At 42.1% G+C, this 25,914-nt stretch carries 21 protein-coding genes and 1 pseudogene; 1 reads left to right on the forward strand and 21 read right to left on the reverse strand.

Annotated features, from left to right (window positions below):
• Window positions 1–1,630: penicillin-binding transpeptidase domain-containing protein (locus ACFORE_RS02005; protein WP_380434931.1), on the forward strand; the 1,630-nt coding region annotated here is incomplete at its 5' end.
• Window positions 1,631–1,740: 110 nt separating this feature from the next.
• Here the strand turns inward: ACFORE_RS02005 and pepC are convergent.
• From pepC to glyQ, 21 genes and pseudogenes are all read right to left on the reverse strand, one after another.
• On the reverse strand, window positions 1,741–3,087 hold the full coding sequence (pepC, locus tag ACFORE_RS02010; RefSeq protein ID WP_154454653.1) for an aminopeptidase C: 1,347 nt from the start codon (window positions 3,085–3,087) through the stop codon (window positions 1,741–1,743).
• Window positions 3,088–3,244: 157 nt separating this feature from the next.
• Complete coding sequence (gene nadE / locus ACFORE_RS02015; RefSeq protein ID WP_167829269.1) at window positions 3,245–4,069, reverse strand: ammonia-dependent NAD(+) synthetase; 825 nt, start codon at window positions 4,067–4,069, stop codon at window positions 3,245–3,247.
• Window positions 4,066–5,526: a nicotinate phosphoribosyltransferase gene (locus tag ACFORE_RS02020; protein WP_154454654.1), complete on the reverse strand. Its 1,461-nt coding sequence runs from the start codon at window positions 5,524–5,526 to the stop codon at window positions 4,066–4,068. Before ACFORE_RS02020 ends, nadE begins: the two co-directional genes overlap by 4 nt.
• A gap of 180 nt (window positions 5,527–5,706) precedes the next feature.
• Window positions 5,707–6,621: a thioredoxin-disulfide reductase gene (gene trxB, locus ACFORE_RS02025; RefSeq protein ID WP_154454655.1), complete on the reverse strand. Its 915-nt coding sequence runs from the start codon at window positions 6,619–6,621 to the stop codon at window positions 5,707–5,709.
• Window positions 6,622–6,686: 65 nt separating this feature from the next.
• Complete coding sequence (locus ACFORE_RS02030) at window positions 6,687–6,911, reverse strand: DUF4059 family protein (RefSeq protein ID WP_154454656.1); 225 nt, start codon at window positions 6,909–6,911, stop codon at window positions 6,687–6,689.
• A 77-nt stretch (window positions 6,912–6,988) separates the two neighbouring features.
• The gene (locus ACFORE_RS02035) at window positions 6,989–7,732 is read right to left on the reverse strand and encodes an amino acid ABC transporter ATP-binding protein (RefSeq protein ID WP_154454657.1); all 744 of its coding nucleotides are present in this window, start codon (window positions 7,730–7,732) and stop codon (window positions 6,989–6,991) included.
• Window positions 7,725–8,531: an amino acid ABC transporter permease gene (locus tag ACFORE_RS02040; RefSeq protein ID WP_154454658.1), complete on the reverse strand. Its 807-nt coding sequence runs from the start codon at window positions 8,529–8,531 to the stop codon at window positions 7,725–7,727. The genes ACFORE_RS02035 and ACFORE_RS02040 overlap by 8 nt, the downstream gene beginning before the upstream one ends.
• Window positions 8,532–8,594: 63 nt before the next feature.
• The gene (locus ACFORE_RS02045; protein ID WP_235280491.1) at window positions 8,595–9,428 is read right to left on the reverse strand and encodes a transporter substrate-binding domain-containing protein; all 834 of its coding nucleotides are present in this window, start codon (window positions 9,426–9,428) and stop codon (window positions 8,595–8,597) included.
• A gap of 232 nt (window positions 9,429–9,660) precedes the next feature.
• Window positions 9,661–11,004: a DEAD/DEAH box helicase gene (locus ACFORE_RS02050; RefSeq protein ID WP_235280489.1), complete on the reverse strand. Its 1,344-nt coding sequence runs from the start codon at window positions 11,002–11,004 to the stop codon at window positions 9,661–9,663.
• A 199-nt stretch (window positions 11,005–11,203) separates the two neighbouring features.
• Window positions 11,204–12,217 carry a phospho-N-acetylmuramoyl-pentapeptide-transferase gene (gene mraY, locus ACFORE_RS02055; RefSeq protein WP_154454661.1) on the reverse strand — a complete coding sequence of 338 codons (1,014 nt, stop codon included), beginning with the start codon at window positions 12,215–12,217 and terminating at the stop codon, window positions 11,204–11,206.
• Between the two features lies 1 nt (window position 12,218).
• The gene (gene pbp2x / locus ACFORE_RS02060) at window positions 12,219–14,486 is read right to left on the reverse strand and encodes a penicillin-binding protein PBP2X (RefSeq protein ID WP_380434932.1); all 2,268 of its coding nucleotides are present in this window, start codon (window positions 14,484–14,486) and stop codon (window positions 12,219–12,221) included.
• A 3-nt stretch (window positions 14,487–14,489) separates the two neighbouring features.
• Complete coding sequence (gene ftsL / locus ACFORE_RS02065; RefSeq protein ID WP_235280484.1) at window positions 14,490–14,813, reverse strand: cell division protein FtsL; 324 nt, start codon at window positions 14,811–14,813, stop codon at window positions 14,490–14,492.
• Window positions 14,800–15,765, reverse strand: a complete 966-nt coding sequence (gene rsmH / locus ACFORE_RS02070) for a 16S rRNA (cytosine(1402)-N(4))-methyltransferase RsmH (RefSeq protein ID WP_293651014.1) — start codon at window positions 15,763–15,765, stop codon at window positions 14,800–14,802. The genes ftsL and rsmH overlap by 14 nt, the downstream gene beginning before the upstream one ends.
• Before the next feature lie 115 nt (window positions 15,766–15,880).
• Entirely contained in the window at window positions 15,881–17,131 is a 1,251-nt protein-coding gene (locus ACFORE_RS02075) for a glutamate-5-semialdehyde dehydrogenase (protein ID WP_235280479.1), read from the reverse strand.
• A 12-nt stretch (window positions 17,132–17,143) separates the two neighbouring features.
• Window positions 17,144–17,947: a glutamate 5-kinase gene (gene proB, locus ACFORE_RS02080; protein WP_154454666.1), complete on the reverse strand. Its 804-nt coding sequence runs from the start codon at window positions 17,945–17,947 to the stop codon at window positions 17,144–17,146.
• 334 nt (window positions 17,948–18,281) lie between these two features.
• Window positions 18,282–19,646: an ABC transporter permease gene (locus ACFORE_RS02085; protein WP_264879673.1), complete on the reverse strand. Its 1,365-nt coding sequence runs from the start codon at window positions 19,644–19,646 to the stop codon at window positions 18,282–18,284.
• 10 nt (window positions 19,647–19,656) lie between these two features.
• A pseudogene (locus tag ACFORE_RS02090) lies at window positions 19,657–20,262 on the reverse strand (ABC transporter ATP-binding protein); the annotation flags it as partial.
• Window positions 20,263–20,418: 156 nt separating this feature from the next.
• Complete coding sequence (gene tkt / locus ACFORE_RS02095; RefSeq protein WP_154454667.1) at window positions 20,419–22,404, reverse strand: transketolase; 1,986 nt, start codon at window positions 22,402–22,404, stop codon at window positions 20,419–20,421.
• Between the two features lie 128 nt (window positions 22,405–22,532).
• Window positions 22,533–22,790 carry a DUF896 family protein gene (locus ACFORE_RS02100; protein ID WP_154454668.1) on the reverse strand — a complete coding sequence of 86 codons (258 nt, stop codon included), beginning with the start codon at window positions 22,788–22,790 and terminating at the stop codon, window positions 22,533–22,535.
• Between the two features lie 112 nt (window positions 22,791–22,902).
• Window positions 22,903–24,942: a glycine--tRNA ligase subunit beta gene (glyS, locus tag ACFORE_RS02105; protein ID WP_154454669.1), complete on the reverse strand. Its 2,040-nt coding sequence runs from the start codon at window positions 24,940–24,942 to the stop codon at window positions 22,903–22,905.
• Window positions 24,942–25,859 (reverse strand): glycine--tRNA ligase subunit alpha, encoded by a 918-nt coding sequence (glyQ, locus tag ACFORE_RS02110; protein WP_154454670.1) that lies wholly within the window; start codon window positions 25,857–25,859, stop codon window positions 24,942–24,944. Before glyQ ends, glyS begins: the two co-directional genes overlap by 1 nt.
• Window positions 25,860–25,914 lie beyond the last annotated feature (55 nt).

Here is a 25,914-nt window from a genome sequence, read left to right on the forward strand (position 1 = left end):
TGGCGACATCTCAAAAGAAGAATACCAAACTGCTATTGCAACACCAGTCACTGATGGTTTGCAACCATTGACCGAAACGTCTAGCTATGATGATTACTTGGATAATTACATCAAGGAAGTCATCGAAGAAGTCAAAGACGAAACTGGTCAAGACATTTATTCAGCAGGTTTGAAGGTTTACACAAACGTAGATACCGATGTTCAAAAATACCTCTGGAATGTCTATAATACTGACTATTATGTGTCTTACCCTGACTCTGATTTGCAAGTGGCTTCAACCATTATCGATGTCAATACTGGTAAAGTCATTGCGCAACTTGGTGCACGAAACCAAGACACAACCGTTTCATTGGGAACCAACCAAGCCGTTCTTACCGATAGGGACTGGGGGTCAACCATGAAACCTATTACAGATTATGCCCCAGCTATTGAAGACGGTATTTACACAAGTACTGCTGCCACAACCAGCGATACCAAGTACTACTGGCCTGGCACTTCAACTCAGCTCTACAACTGGGACCGTCAATACTATGGCAACATGACTATTCAAACAGCCATTCAACAATCGCGTAACGTTCCTGCCGTGAGAGCCTTGGAAGCTGTTGGTTTGAATAATGCTAAGAAATTCCTAGAAGGTTTGGGCATTTACTACCCTCAACTTTACTATTCAAACGCCATTTCAAGTTCGACAAGTGACTCGAATGAAAAATACGGCGCAAGCAGTCTGAAAATGGCTGCTGCCTACGCTGCTTTTGCAAATGGTGGAACCTATTACAAACCACAATACGTCAACAAGATTGAATTTAACGATGGAACTAGCCAAACCTTTGAAACATCTGGTACACGTGCCATGAAGGAAACAACAGCCTACATGATGACGTCAATGCTGAAAACCGTTTTGACTTACGGTACTGGTACAACAGCTTCTATCCCTGGTTTATACCAAGCTGGTAAAACAGGAACATCAAACTATTCTGATGAAGAATTAGAAGAAATTGAACAAACAACTGGTATTTACAACAGTGCAGTTGGAACCATGGCACCTGATGAATTATTTGTTGGTTACACAACGCAATATTCGATGGCAGTGTGGACAGGTTACAAAGACCGTATGACTCCAATCTACGGTAGTAGGCTAAACGTTGCGGCCGAAGTTTACAAGGCTATGCAAAGTTACCTCAATGAAAAATACGGTAGCGGTAGCAAGAACTTCACGCAACCAAGTGGCGTTTACACAAGCGGTGGTTATGTTTACCTAAAAGGGGCAAACAATAATTCTTCTGCCTCATCTTCATTGTCATCTGTATATAGTAACCTCTACGGTTCTAATTCAAGTTCTTCAGAAGACCAAACATCAACAGAAGTTTCATCTTCAACAGATAGCTCTGATAACGATGATAATACTAGCGATAGTAATTCAACGAGTAACAATCCTTCTGTAAGCACCCCTGATGCAATAACAGATGCCAACAATAGCTATAACAATAACAACAGCTATACAACACCTAATAACAATACGACCAGCGATGCTAATAGCACAACAACAGATGTTGACAATGGTGCCAGAGCGCGTAGCAATAGCACGACAAGCCAAAACAACTCTGATAACACAGCGACAACTGGTCAATAATACTTATGCAAAAAGCCTGTAACTAAAAATGTTACAGGCTTTTTGATGACTTCAACATTTTGTGATAAAAAACTGGCTTGGAGAAATATCCAACGCCAGTTTTAATATTTTTACAAATCTGTTTGGCTAGCCAAGGCTCCCATTGGGTCCCAAGGTGCTAATACAGTTGGTTCAGCTTCATAAGCAGCAAGTTCCTCATCAGTTAAGAATTCTTTACGAACGACGATTTGGTAGGTAAATTCATCCATCCAAGCGTCTGAAGCAACGAAGTAACCTTTGTCACCAACTTTTTCTCCCCATGAATTTTCAACTTTCCATTTGAGAGGTTCGCCATTTTCAGCCAAATCCACACCAGTCAAGACCATAGCGTGAGTCATCAAGCTTTCGCTGTAATCCAAACGTCCTGCTTTGTCTTGTGTGAAGGAAATGTTCATAGCCGTATCAAAATCGTAAACATTTGTTGCTAAGATACCTTTTTGACGGTCTGAAATTTGACCGACATCAGAGCCAAACCAAACGGTTTCACCAGCTTGCATTTGAGCAATAGCCAATTCTTTGAAACGTGTCATATCAAGGTTGAGGTAACGTACCGCACGACTACCCACAACGTTACCAAGCATATCAACAGTGTAAGATTTGCTATAAGGTTTGTCTGCTGTTGGGGCATTGATAACAGAAACGTAATCTGATAGGTTCAAACCAACGTATTTTTTGAAGAATTCTTGTGGTGTAATGTTTTTATCAGAATGGTAGTTGTTGTCTTTGTCACGGTAAGCAAAGTCAAATGTGCGTGGTGGCAAACCGAGATTAACAGCCAAGAAATTGAAGATTTCTTGAAGTAAAGCTTCTTTTTGAGCTCTGATGCCTTCAGCACCGACACCTGCTGCAACAGCTTCACGCAAAATTTGAGCATCTTGACGCAACAATTTGTTCAAGTATTGGTTCAATTCACGGCTGTTGCTTGATGATACTGATTCTGGGTAAGCTGATTTTGGCACGACACCGTATTTTTCAAAAAGAGCCACCACCATATCCCATTGACCACCGTCTTGTTGGGGAACGTCTAGTAAGAATTTCACTTTACGGCTGCCAAGTTCTTGGTCTGCAGTCGCAATGACTTGTTCTAAGAACCAGTTTGATTTTTCGTATTTGTCCCAGAAGAATGTGTGGGCTTGAGAAAGCTCGAAATTATCCAAGTTAAGGTCTGAAATCAATTTGTGACGAAAGGTATTAAGCGCCGCAAACATCCAGCAACGACCTGATGCTTTTTGGTTAGCTACCTTATCTTTTGTCAAATCAATAGAAAAGACATGGTCGTTTTCCACTTGGCTTTGGCGTGTTTCAAGTGATTTCAACAATCCGTTGTGAGTGACAGCATTTTCAACAGCACGCAATTTGCTATTGTCTTGAAAATCAGCAAATAGTTTGTCTGTAAATGATGATGATAATTCTGACATATTTCCTCCTCCAAAATCAGTCAAGCAAGCACCTAGCCCTACTTAACCAAATTAATCACTATCTATTATAACGCTTAAGAGGCAGAATTCAAGCAATTATAGGGAATTCTGGCTTAAAAGCGGCAAAAAAGACCTTAGCGGTCTTTTTGAATCTGTTTTATTTCCAAAAATCATCAAAAACGGTGATTGGTAAATGGCGTTTGTGTTCGGTTTTACGCCACCAGTTTTCAATGGTTTCTTTGGCTTTTGGTGACACTTCTTTGCCTTCAAGGTAATCATCAATATCGTTGTAAGTCACACCAAGAGCCACTTCGTCAGCAATACCTGGGCGATTTTCTTCCAAATCAGCGGTTGGAATTTTTTCATAAATGGCTGGGTTAGCCCCTAATTCTGCCAATAATTGTTTGCCCTGGCGTTTGTTGAGGCGATAAAGCGGGATAACGTCAGCACCACCATCACCGAATTTGGTAAAGAATCCTGTGATGTTTTCTGCAGCGTGGTCTGTTCCGATAACCGCTCCGCTATTGGCACCAGCCACGGCATATTGGGTAATCATGCGTTGGCGAGCCTTGATATTTCCCTTATTAAAATCAGAAACTTCAATACCCGCTTCTTCAAGGGCTGCAACTTGCCCATCAACACCTGCTTTGATGTTCACTGCAATGCTGACGTCTGGCTTGATAAAAGCAAGGGCACGTTGGGCATCCTCTTCGTCTGCTTGCACGCCATATGGCAAACGCACTGCGATAAAGCGATAACTGTCGTCACCTGTTTCAGCACGGAGTTCTTCTACTGCGATTTGTGCCAAACGTCCTGCCAAACTAGAATCTTGCCCACCTGAAATTCCTAGCACATAGCTTTTTAAGAAACTATGCTTTTTCAAATAGTCTTTAAGAAAATCAACCGATACACGAATTTCTTCTTTTGGGTCAATGCTTGGTTTTACTTTTAATTCTGCAATAATCTCATCTTGTAAACTCACTTCACTTCTCCTTTTTGTTGGGCTTCCTTACGAATACGGTCAATCAAGTTCATCTTGTTTTCCCAGACATCTAATGACAAATCCACTGGGTAATCTTGCGGATTTAAGATACGTTTGTACTCATCCCACAATTTGTCAAATTCTTGGCGGGCATAGGTTTGAATATCTGAAAGATTAGGCAAGTCATACACCAATTTACCCTTGTCAAATACATCAACCAAAAGTGGCACTGCTTCAAAGTCTTTTACTGTTTTATTGATGTAAGTATAGGTTGGGTGGAACATGTAGATTTCATCCAAAGCATTCACATCTGTATCAGTAAAGGTGATGTAGTCCCCTTCGGTTTTTCCTTTTTCACGGCTGGTAATACGCCAAACTTGCTTCTTACCTGGGGTTGATACTTTTTCAGCGTTATTAGACAGTTTGATAGTGTCTTGCATCTCGCCGTTATCGTCTTCAATAGATACGATTTTGTAAACGGCCCCCATAGCTGGCTGGTCATAAGCCGTGATAAGCTTAGTACCAACTCCCCAAACATCAATTTTAGCTTTTTGCATTTTGAGGTTGAGGATGGTATTTTCATCCAAATCATTAGACGCGTAGATTTTGGCATCAGGATAACCAGCGTCATCTAGCTGTTCACGGACTTTCTTAGACAAATAAGCCATGTCCCCTGAGTCAATGCGAACACCTAGGAAATTAATCTTGTCACCCAGTTCATTGGCCACACGAATAGCAGCAGGAACACCAAGGCGAAGGGTATCGTAAGTATCTACAAGGAAAACACAATCCTTGTGCGTGCCAGCATAGGCCATGAAGGCTTCGTAATCATCTCCGTAAGCCTGCACCAAAGAATGCGCGTGCGTTCCTGAAACAGGAATGTCAAACAATTTACCAGCACGAACATTTGAAGTAGCATTGGCACCACCGATAACAGCTGCGCGGGTTCCCCAAATGGCAGCATCCATTTCTTGGGCACGACGCGTTCCAAATTCAAGCAAAGGTTCATCGTCAATCACCGAACGAATGCGAGAAGCCTTGGTCGCAATGAGGGTCTGAAAATTCACGATATTAAGCAAGGCTGTTTCTACTAATTGGCATTGTGCCAGTGGACCTTCCACCTGAACAATCGGCTCATTAGCAAAGACCAAATCCCCTTCTTGAGCCGAACGAATGCTCAATTCCAGCTTGAGATTTCTCAAATAATCAATGAAATCCGCAGCGTAACTCAAGCTTTCCAAATAAGCAATGTCGGTGTCGCTAAAGTGCAAGTTATTCAAGTATTCCACCATGCGTTGTAGCCCCGCAAAAACAGCGTAGCCACTAGCAAAAGGTTCTTTTCTAAAATAAATCTCAAAGACTGCATTTTTATTATGGATGCCCTTATCGAAATACACTTGCATCATGTTAATCTGATACAAGTCGGTATGGAGTGTTAAACTATCGTCTTGATACATCTGACTTTCCTCGCTTTTATTTTTGTTTGGACTCAGAAGGCTAAAAACCATCGCAGCTGCCAAAACAGTTAGTAATCTCTCATATTATAGCACAAATACAAGGGACTTGCTAAAATCTTTGTGAGTTTTCCTTCAAAGAATATTAAAAAGGATAGCCAAAAGCCATCCCTTTGTCAAATCTTAAGACATATTTTCAATGTACTGGTAAACACCTTGCCCAGCAATGGCACCATCACCAACAGCTGTGGCAATCTGACGCAAGTCTTTTTGGCGCACATCTCCAATGGCAAAAATACCAGGAATGCTTGTTCTCATGTGCTCATCTGTCAGCACCCAACCTGCTTCATCAGTAATGCCCAAGTCAGCCACCATGTGTGACACAGGGTCAACACCCACATAGATGAAAATACCGCCAAAATCATGTTCACTGATTTCGCCCGTTTTGACGTTTTCAATAGTCACGCCTGATACCTTCACGTCTGTTCCTTTGATTTCTTTCACAACCGAATCCCAAATAAAATGAACCTTGTCATTAGAAAAGGCACGGTCTTGCAAAATCTTTTGGGCACGCAAAGCATCACGACGATGAATAATGGTCACTGATTTGGCAAATTGAGTCAAGTAAACCGCTTCTTCAACGGCAGAATCACCGCCACCAACAACCAACAAATCTTGGTTGCGGAAAAAAGCACCGTCACACACCGCACAGTAAGAAACGCCGCGACTAGTGTATTCTTCCTCACCAGTCACACCAAGCGTGCGATGTTTGGCTCCTGTGGCTAAAATAACCGTCTTGGCTTCGTAGGTATTGTCATCCGTCACCACGCGCTTGACAGCACCAGCATCTTCCACACGTTGCACAATCCCGTAGATATTTTCCACTTCAAATTTTTCAAGCGGTGTGTACATGTTCATGGCTAATTCAGGCCCTGAAATGCGGTCATAACCTGGGTAGTTCTCAATGTCTGAGGTATTGTTCATCTGACCACCAGGTGCTCCTTGTTCGATAATACCAACTTTTATGTTAGACCTTGCGGCATAAAGCGCAGCTGTCATCCCAGCTGGTCCTGATCCGATAATGAGTGTATCATACATGCTTATACTCTCCTCAACTGTTTTCGTTTTTTCATTATATCAGTCAAGCAAGCCAATTTCAATCATTAGGCTCGCAACATTAAAATAATCGCCATAAACGCAAACGACAAAACGGGTACCGTCATTAAAATGATGGTCACCAAGTCATACAAAAAGGCTTGACGTTCTTTGGCTGTCTTATCCAAATGGCGAAAAACGCGCCACAAGGTCCATAAAATAGCCGCAACAATCGCAAAGACAAGCCCTGATAATAGTCCTTGTAGGTAAAAACCTAATATTTCTAAAAACATATCTTATCCTATCATTGTTTTCATTTGATAAAAAGAGCCAAAAGACTTCTGGCTCTCATTATAACAAAATTTAGGCTTTAAATGTACGTTTTTTGGTAGTTTGCGAAAAATTCTTTGGTGCGTTCTTCTTTAGGGTGTTTAAAGAGTTCCTCAGGTGTGCCTGATTCGATGATATGTCCCTTATCCAAGAAAAGCACATAATCAGCGACTTGATAGACAAAATTCATATCGTGACTGACCAAAATCATGGTTTGCCCATCCTTAGCCGCATTGGCAATGGATTTTTCCACTTCACCAACCAATTCTGGGTCCAAGGCTGATGTTGGTTCGTCCAGCAACAAGACATCAGGTTTCATGGCAAGTGCACGCGCCAAGCCAACCCGTTGTTTTTGCCCCCCTGATAATTGTTTGGGGTAATGGTTTTCACGGTCTGATAACCCAACCTTAGCCAGCTCTTCCTTGGCAATTTTGGTGGCTTGGTCATCAGGCATTTTCTTAACAATTTTAAGCCCTTCTTTGACGTTATCAAGTGCTGTGCGACGCTCAAAAAGGTTGAATTGTTGGAAAACCATCGCTAATTTGCGACGTAGGGTCAAGATTTCTTCTGTGCTAATCGTTTGAAAGTCAACCTTAAAATCATCGATTTGAATTGTGCCACTATCAGGCTTTTCTAGATAATTTAGGCTGCGTAAAAAGGTTGATTTTCCTGCTCCTGATGCTCCGACAATGGCAATCACCTCACCTTTTTGAATGGTGACATCAATACCATCTAAAACCTTTTGCCCTGAAAAAGTTTTGGTTAAATGACTGATTTTAATCATTAGCAATCACCTCTTGCGTTTCTAAACTGGTCTTAGGAGGCTCAATTGATAATTTCTTTTCAATAAGACGTCCTGTTTGTTCAATGATAATGCTGACTGCCCAGTAAACCAAAGCTACCGCAATATAGCGTTCAAAATAACGATAGTCCGAACCACCCAAGATTTGAGCTTGGGCAAACATTTCAATAATCCCAACGTTAAAAGCCAAAGATGTTTCTTTTGTCAAACCAATCAAGCTATTGATAAGGGTTGGTGTGGCAATCACGGCTGCATTAGGGATAATCACACGGCGGTAGACTTGAAGATTGGTCATCCCCAAACTCTTAGCCGCCTCAATTTCACCTGCATTAACCGCCTGAATGGCAGCACGAATGGTTTCGCTGGCATAGGCTGCATTATTTAAGGCAAAAGCCGTAATGGCAAAAACCGACGCTGGAATGGCATTGATATTCCAATCAAAACCGTACTTTTGATTTAAAAATTTCAAAAACAAGGGAATCCCATAATAACTCAACATCAATTGAACCAAGATAGGCGTCCCACGTAGGAAACTCACAACAACGGACTGAATGGGATACAAGATTTTGGTTTGATTGATTTTGACAATCGCAAAAAGCAAAGCGAGCAAAATACCAAAAACCGCACCGCCCAAGGTCAAGCCCAGCATGACTGGAACACGTTCAATGATAGATGGCATGGCATCAAAAACCGCACGCCAACTAAAGAGATGACCTTCTGGAATGTGTTCGAGTAAACGGTCATACCAAGATAAACCTGAAGCAAGTATCGTAAATGACATAACATTCTCCTTTCCATATCGTCATCAAAGCTTATCTTTTCTTAATGGATGAAAGCCTAGGTACTAATCAAGCCCTGACACATAGTCCCCACCAAAGTAAGTTTCGCTCAAGCTAGCCAAAGTCCCATCTTTTTTCAAAGTTTTAAGGCGTTTATTGACAAAGCTTTGGAGTTCTTTTCCTTCTTTGGTGTCCGCAAAGACAAGGTATTCTAAACCGTCTGTCTTGTCCCCAACTTGGTCGCTGAGTTTGGTCACCGTCACATCAAACCCTTGGTCCTTGGCAATGTACTCAGCTGAAATGGCATCGTATAAAATAAAGTCAATATTGCCATTTTCAACGCGTTGGACACGTGTGGTCACCCCAGTTGAGCTAGACACATAATTGATTTGAATAGGGGTTTTGTCAGGGTGATCAGTGTTCCATTTTTCAAGGATTTGCGCATAATTGGTTCCTGAAATGACTTCTGTGCTTTTACCTGATAAGTCGTCCAAACTGCTGTATTGTGTGCCTTTTTGACTGACAATAGCCGCATTTGAGCGAGAAATAGGGTCAGAGAACAGGTATTTTTGGGCACGTTGTTCATTGTAGTTAAAATCATTGGCCGCAATTTGGTAACGTCCCGCATCAATTCCTGTCAAAATGGAATCAAAAGGCGTTGTGACAAATTCGACTTGGTAGTCCTTTGAATCCTTGAAAATGGCCTTGACCACGTCAATATCGTAGCCTTTGTAGGTCTTTCCATCTTTGTAGGTAAAAGGAGCCGTATCAGAATCTGTTGCGACCTTAATCACCGTTTTACCGTCAGACTGGTTTTGTGATTGAGTTGAACAAGCCGACAAAACGGCTAGGAAAATTAGGGCTAGGGTGCTTAACAGCGTAACAGATTTCTTTTTCATAAGGCGTCCTCTTTTCTTTTAATCTGTTACAGTCTATCAAACTTAGAGCAACTTTCCCAATACATATTTTTTATAGCACTGATAAGAAAAAACTATCAAAACCATAAGCACAAAAATTGACAAAAAAAGACCTGAAACAAGCGTCGCAGATCTCTTTGAGGATTATATAATCATCGCAACAGATGATAGAGAATCATTTAGCTGGGAACAAGGTTTGGTTCCACCACATATCTTAGAAAGTTTGTTTTTTGGCTTTACGTTCTGCACGTCCTTTGGTACGGTTAGCCGCACGACGCTCACGTTTACGTTTTTCTTCAACTTTCCATTGGATTTTTTTCTTATAACCCGGTTTGATTTTTTTCTTTTTCTTCTTAACCAAACCAATCATTTCAGTATCTAATTTTTGATACGATTTTTCACGATTGGCACGGCGGTCTCGGTCATAGGTGTCTTGGAATTCGCCATTTTTAAGGACTTTTGGCACAAAGGTAATTCCCATTTTTTCCAATTCACGAATGTCTGAATCATCGCTTGGTTGGTAAAGGGTAATTGCAACGCCGCTTAGACCATTACGACCTGTACGCCCAACACGGTGCACAAAGAAGGACAAATCTTGCGGAATGGCATCATTGATAACATGACTAACCCCTTCAATATCAATACCACGCGCAGCCAAGTCAGTCGCCACCACATATTCATAAGCCATGTTTTTGATTTGGTTCATGGTACGCTTGCGTTCTCTTGGCGGAATGCCACCGTGGATTTTAGCCACTTTCAAACCATTTGATGCAAGATAGCTGTGCAACTCATCAACACGTTCCTTGGTATTGGCAAAAATCATCGCAATATAAGGACGAATGGCCTTGGTAATTGCCAAAATTTGCTCATTTTTAGCACGGCCCTTCGTTGAAATCAACCAGTTGTCAATGGTATCTGAAATCACCGTATGCGTTACGATTTTTTCCATCACAGGATTGGTCAAGTATTTCTTCAAAAATGGCTGTAATTTTTGCGGAATGGTCGCTGAAAAGACCAGAATTTGAACGTCTTTTGGCAAAGTCCCAGCAATCTTATCAACTGTATCCAAGAATCCCATGTCTAAGGTCATATCAGCCTCGTCGACAACAAAAGTGCGGGCCTTGTAGATTTTCAAATCGCCGGATTTAACCAAATCATAAATACGGCCTGGCGTTCCGATGACGATATGGGGTTGGCTGGTCTTGAGTCGCTCGATTTGTCTAGCCTTATCTGTCCCTCCAACATAGTTTGCCAAACGAACTGGTACCTCAGAATGCTTAGCAATTTGTTTAGCAGCTTGGTAAATTTGCGTGGCCAATTCACGGCTTGGGGCTGTAATAACTGCCTGAACGTCCTTACTTGTCGCATCTAATTGCTCAAAAATTGGCAATAAAAAGGTGTGGGTTTTCCCAGAACCTGTTTTTGATTCTCCCACCAAATCACGACCTAAGCGCACAACAGGAATTAACTTTTGTTGCACGGGTGTTGGGTTTTGAAAGGCTAATTCTTGAAGCGCCTCTCGAATAAAAGGTTTAAAATTAAAGTCGTTAAAAGACATTGCTACCTCGATTCTCCTTATTTCTTTTATCGTACATTCTTTTGGGCAAGCTGCTGAGCTATTCGCTCAAAAAGCACCGCCTCTATTTTCGTGAGTAAACACATGGACACCTTTTTATTATATCATTAAATGGCATATTAAGGCAAAATGACTCACTGGGATACAAAAAAGCCAAGAAAATATCTTGACTCAACTATTTTTAAAAGAGATAAAGGAAGGCTAGGGTGAGCAAGCTGCCGATAGCCCCAACGCTCCAAAGGAAGGCATCCACTCGCCATTCAGACCAGCGCTCCGCTTTTCCTGTCAATCCTCCCAATTCCAAATGGTGGTGGAAAGGCGTCATGCGGAAAATACGGCGACCTTCTCCATATTTTCGTTTGGTGTATTTGAAATAAGCCACTTGCAACATAACAGAGCTAGTTTCAAAGACATAGACAATACCAATAAGTAACAAAGTCCATTCTTGGCGAAGGGCAATGGAAATTGCTGCTAACATCGCTCCTAAAGCCAGACTTCCCACATCACCCATGAAAATTTTGGCTGGTTTGTGGTTAAAGACAAAGAAACCAAACAAAGCTCCAATCATGGTAATGATAATCAACAACACGTCAAATTGTTTTTGCACCACGGCAATCACACCGTAAGCTGCCAAACTAATGGCAACGGAAATAGAGGCCAAGCCATCAATACCATCAGTCAAATTAACCGCATTTGAAAAACCGACAATCCAAAAGAGAACAAAGAAAATGTAAAACCAACCAAGGTGAACATCAAACCCAAAGACATTCAGGTCATCGATACCACTTGAGCGAACGTGAACAAAATAGAAAATCAAACCACCGATGATTTGCAGGCTCATCTTTTGCCACGGAGTTAGTCCCTCATTGATTTGTCGAAAGATTTTGAGGAAATCATCAAGAAAACCGATAATTCCATAAATCAGAATGACCAGCAAAATCCCCGCCGTTGTCCACATGGCTGTACCAGATTCTTTTGCTACAAAAAAGCTAAAGAAGACAGTCACTAAAAGGGCAACGGTTAGAAAGACAGTTCCTCCCATAGTTGGGGTACCAGCTTTTGCCAAATGTTGCTTAACATCTTCGTGCATTTGCTGACCACCAATTTTTTTCAATTGGTAGAAACGAATGAAAGAAGGCATGGCAAGTATCGTTAAGACAAAGGATAGGATACCTGCGACAAAACTTAAAAACATCTTAATCTCCTAGAGTAATAGTAATTTTTTTAACACCTTTAATGTCGGTTTCTGAGGCGACACTTTGTTTGACGACCGTTCCAGAATCAGAGCCCTTAAACTTAATCTTGATACCTGACCAGTTCGAGAATTGTTCCACATTTTCTTTTGTCCAGCCGTACATATCAGGAACTTCTTTGAGGCTTCCTGTCCACAGTAAGATTTGTTCATTTTCAGATAAATTGCTGCCGACAGCTTTAGACATTTTCTTGATTTCGCTGCCAGTTCCCACAACAACTGGGTGAACAAGATTGTCACGGAGTTCTTGGGCGGTATCACCTGGGCTCTTGCCAATATAATCTTTGAGTTTATAAGTGGTTTCTGAGCTAGCACCTGTGACAGCTGTAGTCGTCAAGGTATCCTTCATCATCATGGCTCTTTCCAAAACAGGATTAACCACATCTTGCCAATAAAGGGCATTGAAGGCTTCTGACGGTTGTTGAAGGGTCACGTACATGATAAAATCAGGGTCTTCTGAAGGCACCATAGCAACAACAGAGTAGAGGTTGTCATTTGAGCCAGTCAAATACCCTCCACCTTCTTCAGCGGATGCTGCAATCTCAGCCGTTCCTGATTTAACCGCCACAGAATAATTCCCCACTTGGATAATTGGGCCACCAAGAGCTGCGCTATACAAGGTACCAAATTTCGGGTCTGTTCCGACGGTCACCATATAACCAAGTGTTTGATTGGCCGCATCTTCTGATACAGGATTTCCCACAACCTCAGTCGATGCCACACGGGCTGAATTATTATTTGGGTCATAAATTTGGCTGATGAATTTTGGCTCCAACATGACCCCATTGTTAGAAATCGCTGTGAAAGCACGTAACATTTGCACCTGTGTCACACCAATCCCTTGACCAAAGGCACTCATAGCAATTGTTACTTCATTGTCAGATGGTAAAATACCGCTAACCTCGTTGAGCATTCCAAAGCGAGTTGGGTAACCAAATCTAAAGCGAGTAAGATAAGTCAACCATTTGTCATTGCCCATTTTTTGTTCAAGACTAGTCATCGCAACGTTACTTGACCAAGCGAACCCTTGTGCATAGGTCAAGTATTGTACTGATGTATTTCCTTCATTGACGTTCCAGTCGTTGATAGTCGTATCGGCAATGGTAATCCCGTTGATGGTTGAAATCACTTCATTTGGTGAAAAGACCCCTTCATCAATGGCAGATGCCAAAGTCATTACTTTGATGGTTGAACCTGGCTCATAGTAGGTTTGATATAGGAGGTTGTTCCACGTTTTGAGGTTATCCACATTGTAGCCTTCAAGCGTTTGGGCATTGTAAGTTGGGCGTTGCGTTGTCGCTAAAATTTCACCTGTCTTGGCATTGACAACGGTTGCACTAGCATATTTCCCTTTGGCGTGTTCTTGGAAAATATCCATTTGCGATTCCAAATAAGATTGCAATGGCTCCGATAAAGTAGTATAAACGTCTTTCCCGTCAACCGCTTTTTTCACTTCTTTTTCCGTACCAAGAAGGAGGTTACCGTTTTTGTCTTTTTGGTAAATCACACTACCATCTGTCCCTGACAAAATGTTATTTAACGAAGCTTCAATACCAGACGTACCCACCAAACTAGAGGTTTTTCCGTCTTTATTTTCTTTTAATTGGGTCAAACCAATAAATTGAGAGGCAAAAACACCGTTTGGATAGAGGCGACCTGGCGTTGAATCAAAACCAATTCCCTTGATACCAGCTTCTTCCATGGCTTGAGCAATGGCTGACTTCTTGCTGTAAGTCAGGCCTGAGCCTGAACTACCAAAAGATACCTGGAACAAGCCTTTTTGGTTTAATTGTTCTAAGATTTTATCTTTATCAATGCCTAACTGCTCATTTAAAATCTCAGCTACCTTGTTGTACTGCGATTTTTTTACATAGAGCTTTTCACCTGTTGAAGACACATAAGATTTTGAAATAATCGCATAAACGCTATAAGTCGTTGAATCCTCAGCTAAGGCAACACCGTTGCGGTCATAAATGGTCCCACGCTTGGCTTGAACCGTGACTTCTTGCTGATAGACCTCAGAAGCTTCCTTGGATAAATTATGCCCAAACCGTGTGTCTGCTCCGATAATGATGGCGAAATTAATGATAAATATAAAAAAGAGAAAGATGGCCAGAAGCATCAGATTCTGCCCAACGTGCTCTCGATTTTTATTAGGCGTTCGTCTATCTCTTAGCACATAGCCTAAAAAACGATTTTTTAAGTTTCTCATAGACTACTCCACCTGCTTAATGTTATTTTGTTGGCTACTTAAACCTTCTTGCCCAGCAATTTTTTGAATGCGGTCGCGACTGGTCAATTCATTCACTTCCTGCTTGGCGTTGTTGTACTCCGTTTGAACATCACTAATCTGGCTGTTGAGATTGGTGATTTCCTGCTGCACTTCTAAATTGCGACTTTGTAGGTAAACAATACTAATCGCCATGATAATCGCAGTCAGGATAACAGTCCCGTAAAAGACTTTTTCGATGCGATTGAAGGTTCTCATTCGCTTTCTTAGAGCATTGGAGATCGCTATATTTCGATTATTGTTCGTCATGATTTTTGTGAACCTTTCTAGCCACTCTTAGTTTGGCTGAATGGGAGCGGTTGTTAGCTTGTAATTCTTCCTCACTTGGCAGGATTGGTTTGCGATTTACCAAAGCCAAAGTGGGCTGCATATCCTCAGGAATAAAAGGCAATCCTTTGGGAACTTCCACCGTTGAGGCTTCTTTGAACAATTGTTTGGTCAAGCGGTCCTCTAGCGAATGGAAGGTAATCACAGATATCCGACCGTCAACAGCCAACAAATCAATCGCTTGTTGAATGGATTCATCCGCCGCGCCTAGTTCGTCGTTTACTTCGATACGAATGGCTTGGAAAATTTGTTTGGCAGGATGTCCTTTTTTCTTCAATGCCTTAGCTGGTTTGGCTGACTTGATAATCTCTGCCAATTCAGTCGTTGTTTCAATCGGCTTCACTTGCCTTGCTTGCTCAATCTTACGGGCAATTTGTTTTGAAAATTTGTCTTCGCCATACTTAAAAAAAATACGAACTAAATCATGATAATCATAGGTATTGACCACATCATAAGCTGAGAGGTCTTGATCACGATTCATACGCATATCGAGCGGAGCATCTTTTTTATAAGAAAATCCACGTTGGCGTTCATCAAGCTGAGGGCTAGATACCCCTAAATCATATAAAATCCCATCAATTTCACTAACACCATGAGCGGCCAGCTGAGATTTTAAATGCCTAAAGTTGTCCTTGATGAAGGTCACTTGTCCTTTGTCAATATATGGTTTTAAACGAATGTGTGCATTATCAATAGCCGTTTGGTCTTGGTCAAACGCATAGAGGTGCCCTTTGGGACCTAGTTTTGAAAGCAAGTATTCACTATGTCCAGCACCACCCAGCGTGGCATCTACATAGATACCATCTGGCTTGACATCAAGCATATCAACGGTTTCGTGTAGAAGTACTGTTATATGATGAAAATCTTTTGTCATACCTTCCATTATAGCATAAAAAATGAAATGTCGATATAACAAGTTCCACCCTCGGGTATCCAACTGATGGGACAAACAAATAAGAGAAAACCAAACTGGCTTTCTCTTATTTCTTTCATTGTCTGATTTGCCCTTGACCGTTGATATAAAATTTGGTGCTGGTTAGGGCTTCTAGTCCCATTGGACCACGCGCATGCATTTTTTGGGTTGAAATACCAATTTCTGCTCCCAAGCCAAAGACAAAGCCATCAGTGAAACGGGTTGATGCATTGACATAAACGGCAGCTGCATCAACTTCGTCTTGGAAACGTTCCGCGTGCTCAAGGTCTTTTGTGATAATGGCTTCTGAGTGATGCGTCGTGTAGCGATTAACCCAATCAATGGCCTCATCAAGCGAGCCCACAACCTTGACAGACATCACATAATCCAAGAATTCTGTGGCATAGTCCTCTTCTGAAGCGGCTTCTGCATTTTGGAAAATGGCTAGTGCTTTGTCGTCAGCTCGGAAGGTCACAGGATGCACTTTGGCAATTTCCCTTTCCAATTGCGGCAAGAATTGATCGGCCACGGCTTCATGAACCAACAGACTTTCAGCGGCATTGCACACGCTTGGACGCTGGGTTTTCGCATTGATGACAATCTTAGTCGCCATATCAAGATCTGCCCAATCATCCACGTAAATGTGGACATTACCGACACCTGTTTCAATGACAGGCACTTTTGATTTTTCCTTAACCGTTTGAATGAGGCGAACCCCTCCACGTGGAATAAGCACGTCAATATAATCGACAGCCTGCATCAATTCCTCCGCAACAGCGTGACTGGTATCCTCAACCAACTGAACAGCATTAGCATCCACACCTGCTTGCGCTAGCGCTTTACGGATAACCGTAACAAGTGCTGTATTCGAATGAATGGCATCACGTCCACCGCGTAAAATAATGGCATTGCTGGTTTTAAAAGCTAGGCTAAACGCATCCACCGAAACATTTGGACGGCTTTCAAAAATCATCGCAATGACGCCCAAAGGCACGCGTTTTTGAACGATTTTCAAGCCATCAAGATTGGTGTAGCCACGGACCACCTGACCAATTGGGTCGGGTAGGTCAGCCACCTGACGAACCCCTTCAACAATCCCTTCAATGCGTTTGACATCCAGACGCAGACGGTCAACCATGACTGGCGAAATGCCATTGTCCTTGGCTTTGGCAACATCACGAACATTTTCAGCCAAAATAGCATCCGTTTCTGCTAACAAGGCATCTGCCACCTGACCCAAAATCTGATTTTTTTGCGCCGTACCAAGTTTTGCCAAACTTTGGCTAGCTACCTTTGCTTGTTGTCCCAATTCATCAATGTATCCCATCAAGCTCCTCCTTTACTTGACTTGTGAAAACCAGGTTCCTATCTGAGCCCCTTCTAGAACTTTCAAAATATCACGCGGATTTTCACCATTCATTAAAATCATTTGACTGTTTGCATCAAAAATCATTTGCGCACTCTTAATCTTGCTGAGCATTCCACCTGTTCCAAAACGGCTACCTGCACCACCTGCAGATTTGATAATCTCATCCGTGATTTCTGTCACTTGCTTACGAAGTTGTGCGTCATCATAGATATTTGGGTTTTTGTCGTACAAGCCGTCAATGTCTGACAACATAATCAACAAATCAGCCTTTGTCACCTTAGCAACGATAGCTGATAGACGGTCATTATCCCCAAATTTTGTTGTATGGTCCATCTCGTCCACACTGATGGCATCATTTTCATTCACAATCGGCACAATGCCCATGCTTAACAGCGTTTCAAAAGCATTGGTGAAATTCGCCAAACTTTCAGGATATTCCACCACATCACGCGTAATCAAGAGCTGACTCACTTTAGTCTGATAGTGTGCAAAAATCTGTGAATACAGACTCATCATCGCGACCTGACCAACACTTGATACAGCTTGTTGGCGAGCAATTACCGTCGGTCGTTTGTCCATGTTTAACACATTTAGTCCAAATCCCATGGCACCTGATGACACCAAAATCACATCTTTGCCCTTGTTCATCAAGCTTGAAATCACAAAGGCCAACTGGTCAAGCTTTTCCAGATTGATTTTGCCATTTGGCATGACAAGTGAACTTGTCCCAATTTTTATCACAATTCGATTAACAGTTTCAAAATTTCGTTTCATATGCCTTATTATACACTAAAAAAACAGTCCGAGGAACTGTTTTTTTTTCAGACGATAATACAAATCCGCTTAGAATATTACAAAAATGACGATTGGTTAGAGAGGGGGTCCCAAAAGAGGCGATAAATTATGAATTGATTAATGATACCTATAGCCAGTAAGAAAAGTGTCACGAGGCTATTTGCTAGAAACACATTGTTTAACAGTTGTCCGAGGTAAAGCGTAGCAGCAAACACAAGCATTCCCACAATCAGCGTCACAAAAACACTCACCATGGTCAGCCATTGCCCATAACGTCGGTTAAATAATTGCGTCACGTCCTGCCATTTTAAGTCTAACAGACGCACATCTCTTCGATAAAACCACTGTCCTTGTAGGAAAATGACTGCAAGCATTCCCACCAAAAGGCAAGCGTCAAAACAAGAGGCAATTTCAAGACAAAAAGGGAAATGACCAAGTAAGCAAGGGCAGGCACACTCGCTTGCAAGCTGACTAAAACAAGGTATTTCTGAACCAAAAAGCCTTTGAGATTGATAGGCAATGATTTGATAAAAATCAAGTCACTTCTTTCCAAAGACACGCCCACGCCGACAAAGGTATTTGCCGTGCAGGACAATCCCCCGAACATGGCACCAACCACTAAGGCCACACCAAAATAGTCACTGGAGAGCTGGGTAAAACTCACCCCACTGGTCAGAACAGGCGTGATAAAAATGGCTACATAAAATAAAGGCATGAGGTAGGTTTGTACCAAAAGCGTCGCACTTTGTAGCGTTGACAAGTGGTGGCGAACCATGACAGACGGCAAAGACCGATGCTTAATCCTTGTCTCTTTCTTTTTAGCAGAAGGCTTAGGAGCGTAAATAACTTCCCTAAAATAACTAGGTATCAGATAAGTCACAACTCCTACTGCTAAAAGCAGCATGATCAGCAAAGGCAACCAAAAATGCAAGAGAGCGAGTGTCTGAAAAGGTGCCTGAACCACATCATAAAACCCCCTAAAATACGGTAAGGATAGACGGTCTGATAAGATTCCTCCTTGCATAGTGTCTTGCGTATTAACCACGTTCATGTATAGGATAACACCCACACTTGCCACGGTTGAGATAGACATTAAAATGGTTGAAATTAGCTTGCGGTGGCGACTTCTGACAATGATTTTCCCAACCAAAGCATTCAAGTATAAGGTCAAAATGGTCGTCGATAAAAATAAAATGCTAAACATGAGTACAGTCAAGGGAATCGCCCAGATTATCCCCCTCAGTTGCTTGTAAGCGATAAATAACAAGGAAATGAGCGGGGTCAAAAAGACAGCCGTCATGCCAAAACTCGAAATGACCTTTGCCACATATAGCTCACTGGATTTTATCGGCAAGGGAGCATAAATCTTAGTGTCGTTACTTTCATAAAAAATACCGTAAAGGGCTGAAAAGCCGCTAAATAAAGACACGATCATGAAAATACCAATATAAGCCGAAAAATAACCAGGATAATGCCGAAAATCAATACCTGTGTAGAGGTAAATGTAAATGGCTGAAAACACCAAACATAAAATTCCTTGTTGCTGCATTAAGCTCTTATAGGCTGAAAAGTGCTTATTGGCACGACGTTCTTTTTTGCGTTTGGCTGCCGTAACCGACTGTGGATTAGAATAGAGGATATTGATTTTAATCAATTCCCAAATCGTTGACCAGTTCATAACCTCACCTCTATTCTTTTATCTGATGTCCTGCTAATTCAAGGTAAATGGTTTCCAAATCCTTGTTGGGATACTTAGCTTTTAAGTCTGCTAAACTCCCTATAAAAATCAATTGCCCGTGCTTTAAGATGCCAATGCGGTCACACAATTGCTCTGCCACAGCAAGAACGTGGGTCGAAAAGAGGACAATATTGCCCTCACGCGCGTGCGCCTGCATCATTTCCTTTAAATCAAAAGAAGCTTGGGGGTCTAGACCTGTCAATGGCTCATCAAGCACCCAAAGGTCAGGATTAGAGATAAGTGCCCCAATAACCACCACTTTTTGGCGCATTCCGTGCGAAAAACTGTCAATCAAGTCATCCGCTTGCTGAGCAATGTCAAACAATTGGGCCAAGTGTGCTATCCGCTCATCCGCAACAGACAGCTCAACCCCATATACCTTTGCCAAAAAGTACCAATATTCCCGCGCCGTCAAATTCAAAAAGATATCGGGCGAATCTGGCACATAACCGATGCGTTTTTTAATGGCATCACGATTTTCTGACAGAGGCAAGCCATCCACTTAAATCTCACCACGACTGGCATCAATAATGGACGTCAAAATACTGATTGCCGTCCATTATTGATGCTAGCTGGTCAATTGTATATCGGTCATTTATGATTTTCCTTTCCTTATCAAAATAGCAAAAAAAGGAAATGAGCACGAAACCACCCTTCAATGATTTCTTGACCCATTCCCTCATGATTTATCGCATTTAACCTTATGTCTATCTTAAAAAGATTCGTAAAGGCTCACAGCGTTGTCCACAGTAAAGCCATATTCTTCAAAAATCTTAGCACCTGGTGCTGATGCTCCCCAAGTATCGATAGTCAATGTTTTTCCGTTAAGACCAACATATTTGCCCCAACCAAAGCTTGAGCCAGCTTCGATTGCCAAACGTTTTGTAACAGCAGCTGGAAGAATGCTTTCTTTGTAAGCAGCATCTTGTTCGTCAAAGAGATTTTGTGCTGGCATTGAAACCACGCGCACATGAACCCCTTTGTCTGCCAAAGCAGCTTGCGCATCAAGCGCCAATTTCACTTCTGAACCTGTTGCGATAAGAATACCGTCAAGGTCACCTTTTGCTTCAGAAATGATGTAAGCTCCCTTGTTGACACCTTCTTCAGCCATTTCCTTAGTGCCTTCAAGGACAGGAAGGTTTTGACGTGTCAAGACAAGCATTGTTGGACGGTCTGTTTCTGCCAAAGCACGTTTCCAAGCAGCGTTAGTTTCATTACCATCAGCTGGACGGATAACGTTCAAGTTTGGCATTGAGCGGACACTTGCCAATTGTTCAACGGGCTCGTGTGTTGGACCATCTTCACCAACCGCAATAGAATCGTGGGTCATCACGTAGATGGTTGGCAATTGTTGAAGAGCTGCCATGCGGACGGCTGGAAGCAAGTAGTTTGAAAAGACGAAGAATGTTCCGCCATAAACACGTGTTCCACCGTGCAAGGCAATCCCGTTCATAGCAGCAGCCATGGCAAATTCACGAACCCCAAACCAGATGTTGCGACCGATGTAATTATCAGGTTGGAAATCTGTTTCCTTAGCAACCATGGTATTGTTTGAAGCCGAGAGGTCAGCTGAACCACCCCAGAATGATGGCACTTGGGCAGAAATTTGTTGGATTGCTTGTTGGCTAGACACACGGCTAGCTTGGTTAGAATCCAAGTTAAAGGCTTTAAGATCAACGTTTACAGGTTGGTTGGCAAAGGCTTTTTTGTATTCAGCTGCTAATTCTGGATAAGCCATTTCGTATTCACGGAATTTGGTTTGCCAAGCATTTTCAGCAGCTTCTCCGCGGAATTTAATACCAACTTCAAAGCGTTTTGCGACTTCTTCAGGAACGGTGAATTCAGGGTAATCCCAGCCGTAAGCTTTTTTAGCGTAAGCAATACCTTCAGCGCCAAGTGGAGCGCCGTGAACAGCTGATGTCCCTTGTTTTTCAGCACCGTAACCGATGATGGTTTTCACTTCAATGATAGATGGTTTTTCAGTTTCAGCTTTTGCATCTGCCAAGGCTTTAGCAATAGCTTCCAAATCGTTACCATCTTTCACCAAGATATGTTGCCAACCAAAAGATTCAAATTTTTCTTTGATGTCTTCTGTGAAGGCTTTTGACGTTGAACCATCTAGTGAAATGTCATTTGAATCGTAAAGAAGGATCAATTTGCCTAGTTTCAAATGCCCAGCAAGGCTAGCAGCTTCTTGGCTGACCCCTTCCATAAGACACCCATCACCATTTAATGCGTATGTATAATGATCAACGATATTAAATCCTGGTTTGTTAAATTTAGCGGCTAAATGCACTTCTGCCATAGCCATTCCGACAGCATTTGCAATCCCTTGTCCAAGAGGTCCAGTCGTTGCTTCAACACCATCTGTATGGTTGACTTCTGGGTGACCTGGTGTTTTTGAGCCCCACTGACGGAAGTTTTTCAAGTCATCCATGCTAACCTTGTAGCCTGATAGATGAAGAAGACTATATAAAAGGGCAGAACCATGTCCTGCAGAGAGCACAAAACGATCGCGGTTAGACCAAGAACGGCTAGTCTTTGGATTAACATTCATTACATGATTCCAAAGGACATAAGCCATCGGAGCAGCTCCCATTGGAAGGCCTGGGTGACCTGAATTAGCTGCTTGAATAGCATCAATCGAAAGCGTACGGACAGTGTTGACTGCCAACTGATCAATAGCATCAAATGTCATGAGTGAAACCTTTCTTTTTTAAGGACTTAAACTATAATTGTTCGGATTCTATTATATCATATCTCTTGAAAATTTTTAACTAGTAGTCTTAAAAAGCTCAGTTATTTCAAAATAACCAAGCTTCCTTTTTATGAATTTGGGTCGTCAAGGCTTCTGCCGTGCAAGCCACGTTCACGTTGCAATTGACGGAGTTTTTCAGGTGTCACGTCGTTTCCTTCCTCGTCAACTAATTTGATACCAGAGATGTGGTGAAGGAGTGAGCGGCGGTAACCTTCGATGTATTCTTTACGCAATTCAGCTTGTTCAACTTTTTCTTCACCAGTCAAACCAACTGTTTTTTTCTTGCGTGCGAGTTCATTGATACGTTCAATTTTCTTTTCAAGCATGAGTTCATTCCCAAACGTATCCTGCTAGAAAGATACGTTTTCCTTTCTATTTTGATATCTTAGCTATTTCAAGATAGCAGTAAAATCTACTCAATGAGTAGATTTTACTAGCTTATTTCGTGTTTAATTTGTTAAAGGCAGCCACGCGGCTAGCTTTAGAGCTTAATTGCGATAAAATAGCTAGACGATTATTTTTAACAGCTTCATTATCCACCATAACCATGGTATTGTCAAAGAATTTGTCAATAACTGGGCTCAAAGCAAAGAGTTGTGCCAATTTGTCGCTAGCTGTACCTGACAAGGTCAAGTCTTGTGTGGCCTTGTCCAAGGCTTTTTCATCATCATTTTCAAACAAGCTAGCGTCAACGCTCACACCTGTTGGAGCTTTTTCAGCTAGGTTAAAGACGCGTGATAAGCTTTCTACTGCTGCTTTGTAGCCTTCTGTTTGACTAGCTGCCACCAAAGCATCTACTGTTTCAAGCATTTCAGGCACGATAAGATTAGTGCTTGCTAACACAGCTTCACGAATGTCTTTTGGTGTTTTAGCTGGCATCATTTTTTCCACACGCGCACGGATAAAGTCCATCACTTCTGCTTTGTGCTCGTATGTCAAGCTATCAAATGACAAGGCATAAAGGTCGTCGAGCAATTCATCCATTGGGATAGTTAATCCAAAAACATCCATAATACGCACCACACCTGCTGTTGCACGACGTAGGGCATATGGGTCATTTGAACCTGATGGAATCAAGCCAACTGAGAAGAATGACAAGATAGTATCCAATTTATCAGCAAGGGCTAATAGAGCACCTACTTTAGTTTCTGGAAGATCACCATCAGCAGCATTTGGCAAATAATGTTCGCGAATTGCTGTGGCTACGCCTGGTTCTTCGCCTGCAAGAAGGGCATATTTTTCACCCATAATCCCTTGCAATTCATCAAACTCACCGACCATACCTGTCAATAGGTCGAATTTGTAGATTTCAGCTGCACGGGCAAGGGCTGCTTTTTCAGTTTCAGTAGCGCCAGCTTTTTCAGCAAGGTAAGCGGCAATCACTTTGCTGCGTTTCATGTGTTCTGAAAGCGAACCGATTTTTTCGTGGAAAGTCACGTTATCTAGTTTTGCGACAAGGTCCGCAATCTTAAGTTTTTGGTCTTCACGCCAGAAGAATTCACCGTCTTCCAAACGCGCCACAAGCACTTTTTCATTTCCTTTGATGACATTGTCAAGGTATTGGTCGTTACCATTACGCACGGAAATGAAGTTTGGCATCAACTTGCCGTCTTGGTCACGAACAACAAAGTAACGTTGGTGGTTTTTCATTGATGTAACAAGCACTTCTTCTGGAACGTCAAGGTATTTAGTGTCAAAACTTCCCATAAAGGCAGTTGGGTATTCGACCAAGTTCAAAACTTCGTTAAGCAAGTCGTCATCAATTTCCACTTGTACATTTTGGGCTTTTTCAATGGCTTTGATTTGGTTAACAATCATGTCTTGGCGTTCTTTGGCATCTGCAATGACAAAGACTTGACGCAAATCATCTTCATAAGAATCTGCATTTGCGATTTCAACTTCATGACCAAGGAAACGATGTCCACGGCTCACACGACCTGAATGAATATCCAAGAAATCAAGGTCAAGGTCTTCATCGTCTAATAGAACAGTCAATGTATGAACGGGACGAATGTATTCAAAGGTATTGTTTGCCCAGTGCATATTAACTGGGAAAGTCATAGCAGCTAGGATTTCTGGCAAATCTTTCAATACTTCTTCGGCAGATTTTCCAGCTTCGTGTTTGGTAACGTAAACGTATTCTTCACCTTTCACTTCGCGGAATTCAATATCGTCTGTTGTCAAACCTTTTCCACGCACAAATCCTTGAGCAGCTTTGGTGAACTGACCATCAGCATCCAAGGCGATTTTTTTAGAAGGCCCTTTGAAATCTTCTGTCAAATCAGTTTGTGCATCCGCTAAACCAGTCACACGAACCGCCAAACGACGTGGAGTTGAGAAGGTTTGGATGCTATCAAATGCCAAACGTTTGTCGTTCAAAAAGGCTGCCATACGTTTACCCAATTGTTTTTCACTTGGTGTCACGACATAAGCTGGCAATTCTTCCAAACCAAGTTCTACAAGTAAATTTTTAGTCATTATTCAGCATCCTCCTTCAATAATTGTTCACGTGTGGCTTCATCAAGAAGTGGGTAACCAAGGCGTTTGCGTTCTGCCACAAAGGTTTTAGCGACTTCACGCGCCAAATTACGAATGCGGGCAATGTAGCCAGCACGCTCTGTTACTGAAACCGCACCACGAGCATCCAGCAAATTAAAGGTATGTGAGCATTTCAAAACATAGTCATACGCTGGGTGTACCAAGTGCTCTGCCAAGCAACGTTTAGCTTCTTTTTCGTATTTTTCAAAGTTTTCAAGAAGCATGTCTTGATCTGAAATTTCAAATGAATATTTTGAATGTTCAAATTCAGGTTGTAAGAAAATTTCCCCGTATTTAACACCTGGAGCCCATTCAATATCATAGACAGAATCCACTTCTTGGATGTATGATGCCAAACGTTCCAAACCATAAGTCACTTCTGATGTCACAGGGCCTGTTTGCAAACCACCAACTTGTTGGAAATAAGTGAACTGAGTGATTTCCATACCGTCAAGCCAAACTTCCCAACCAAGACCAGCAGAACCCGTTGATGGGTTTTCCCAGTTGTCCTCAACAAAACGAATATCGTGTTCAAGTGGGTTGATGCCCAATTTTTCCAAAGATTGCAAGTACAATTCTTGAATATTGCTTGGGCTTGGTTTCATAACCACTTGGAATTGGTGGTGTTGGTAAAGACGGTTTGGGTTTTCCCCGTAACGTCCATCGGCAGGACGACGTGATGGTTCCACATAAGCTGCGTTCCATGGTTCTGGACCGATTGCACGAAGGAAGGTATAAGGGCTCATAGTACCCGCACCTTTTTCATTGTCATATGCTTGCATGAGCATGCAACCTTGGTCATTCCAAAATTGTTGCAAGGTTAGAATAATTTCTTGAAATGTTAACTTTTTCGCCATCATCTTCTCCTTAAACATTATTTCTGGTGACGCATCACAAGTGCATTTTAGCCAA

This window comes from Streptococcus alactolyticus, assembly GCF_042649785.1.
Lineage (GTDB): Bacteria > Bacillota > Bacilli > Lactobacillales > Streptococcaceae > Streptococcus > Streptococcus alactolyticus.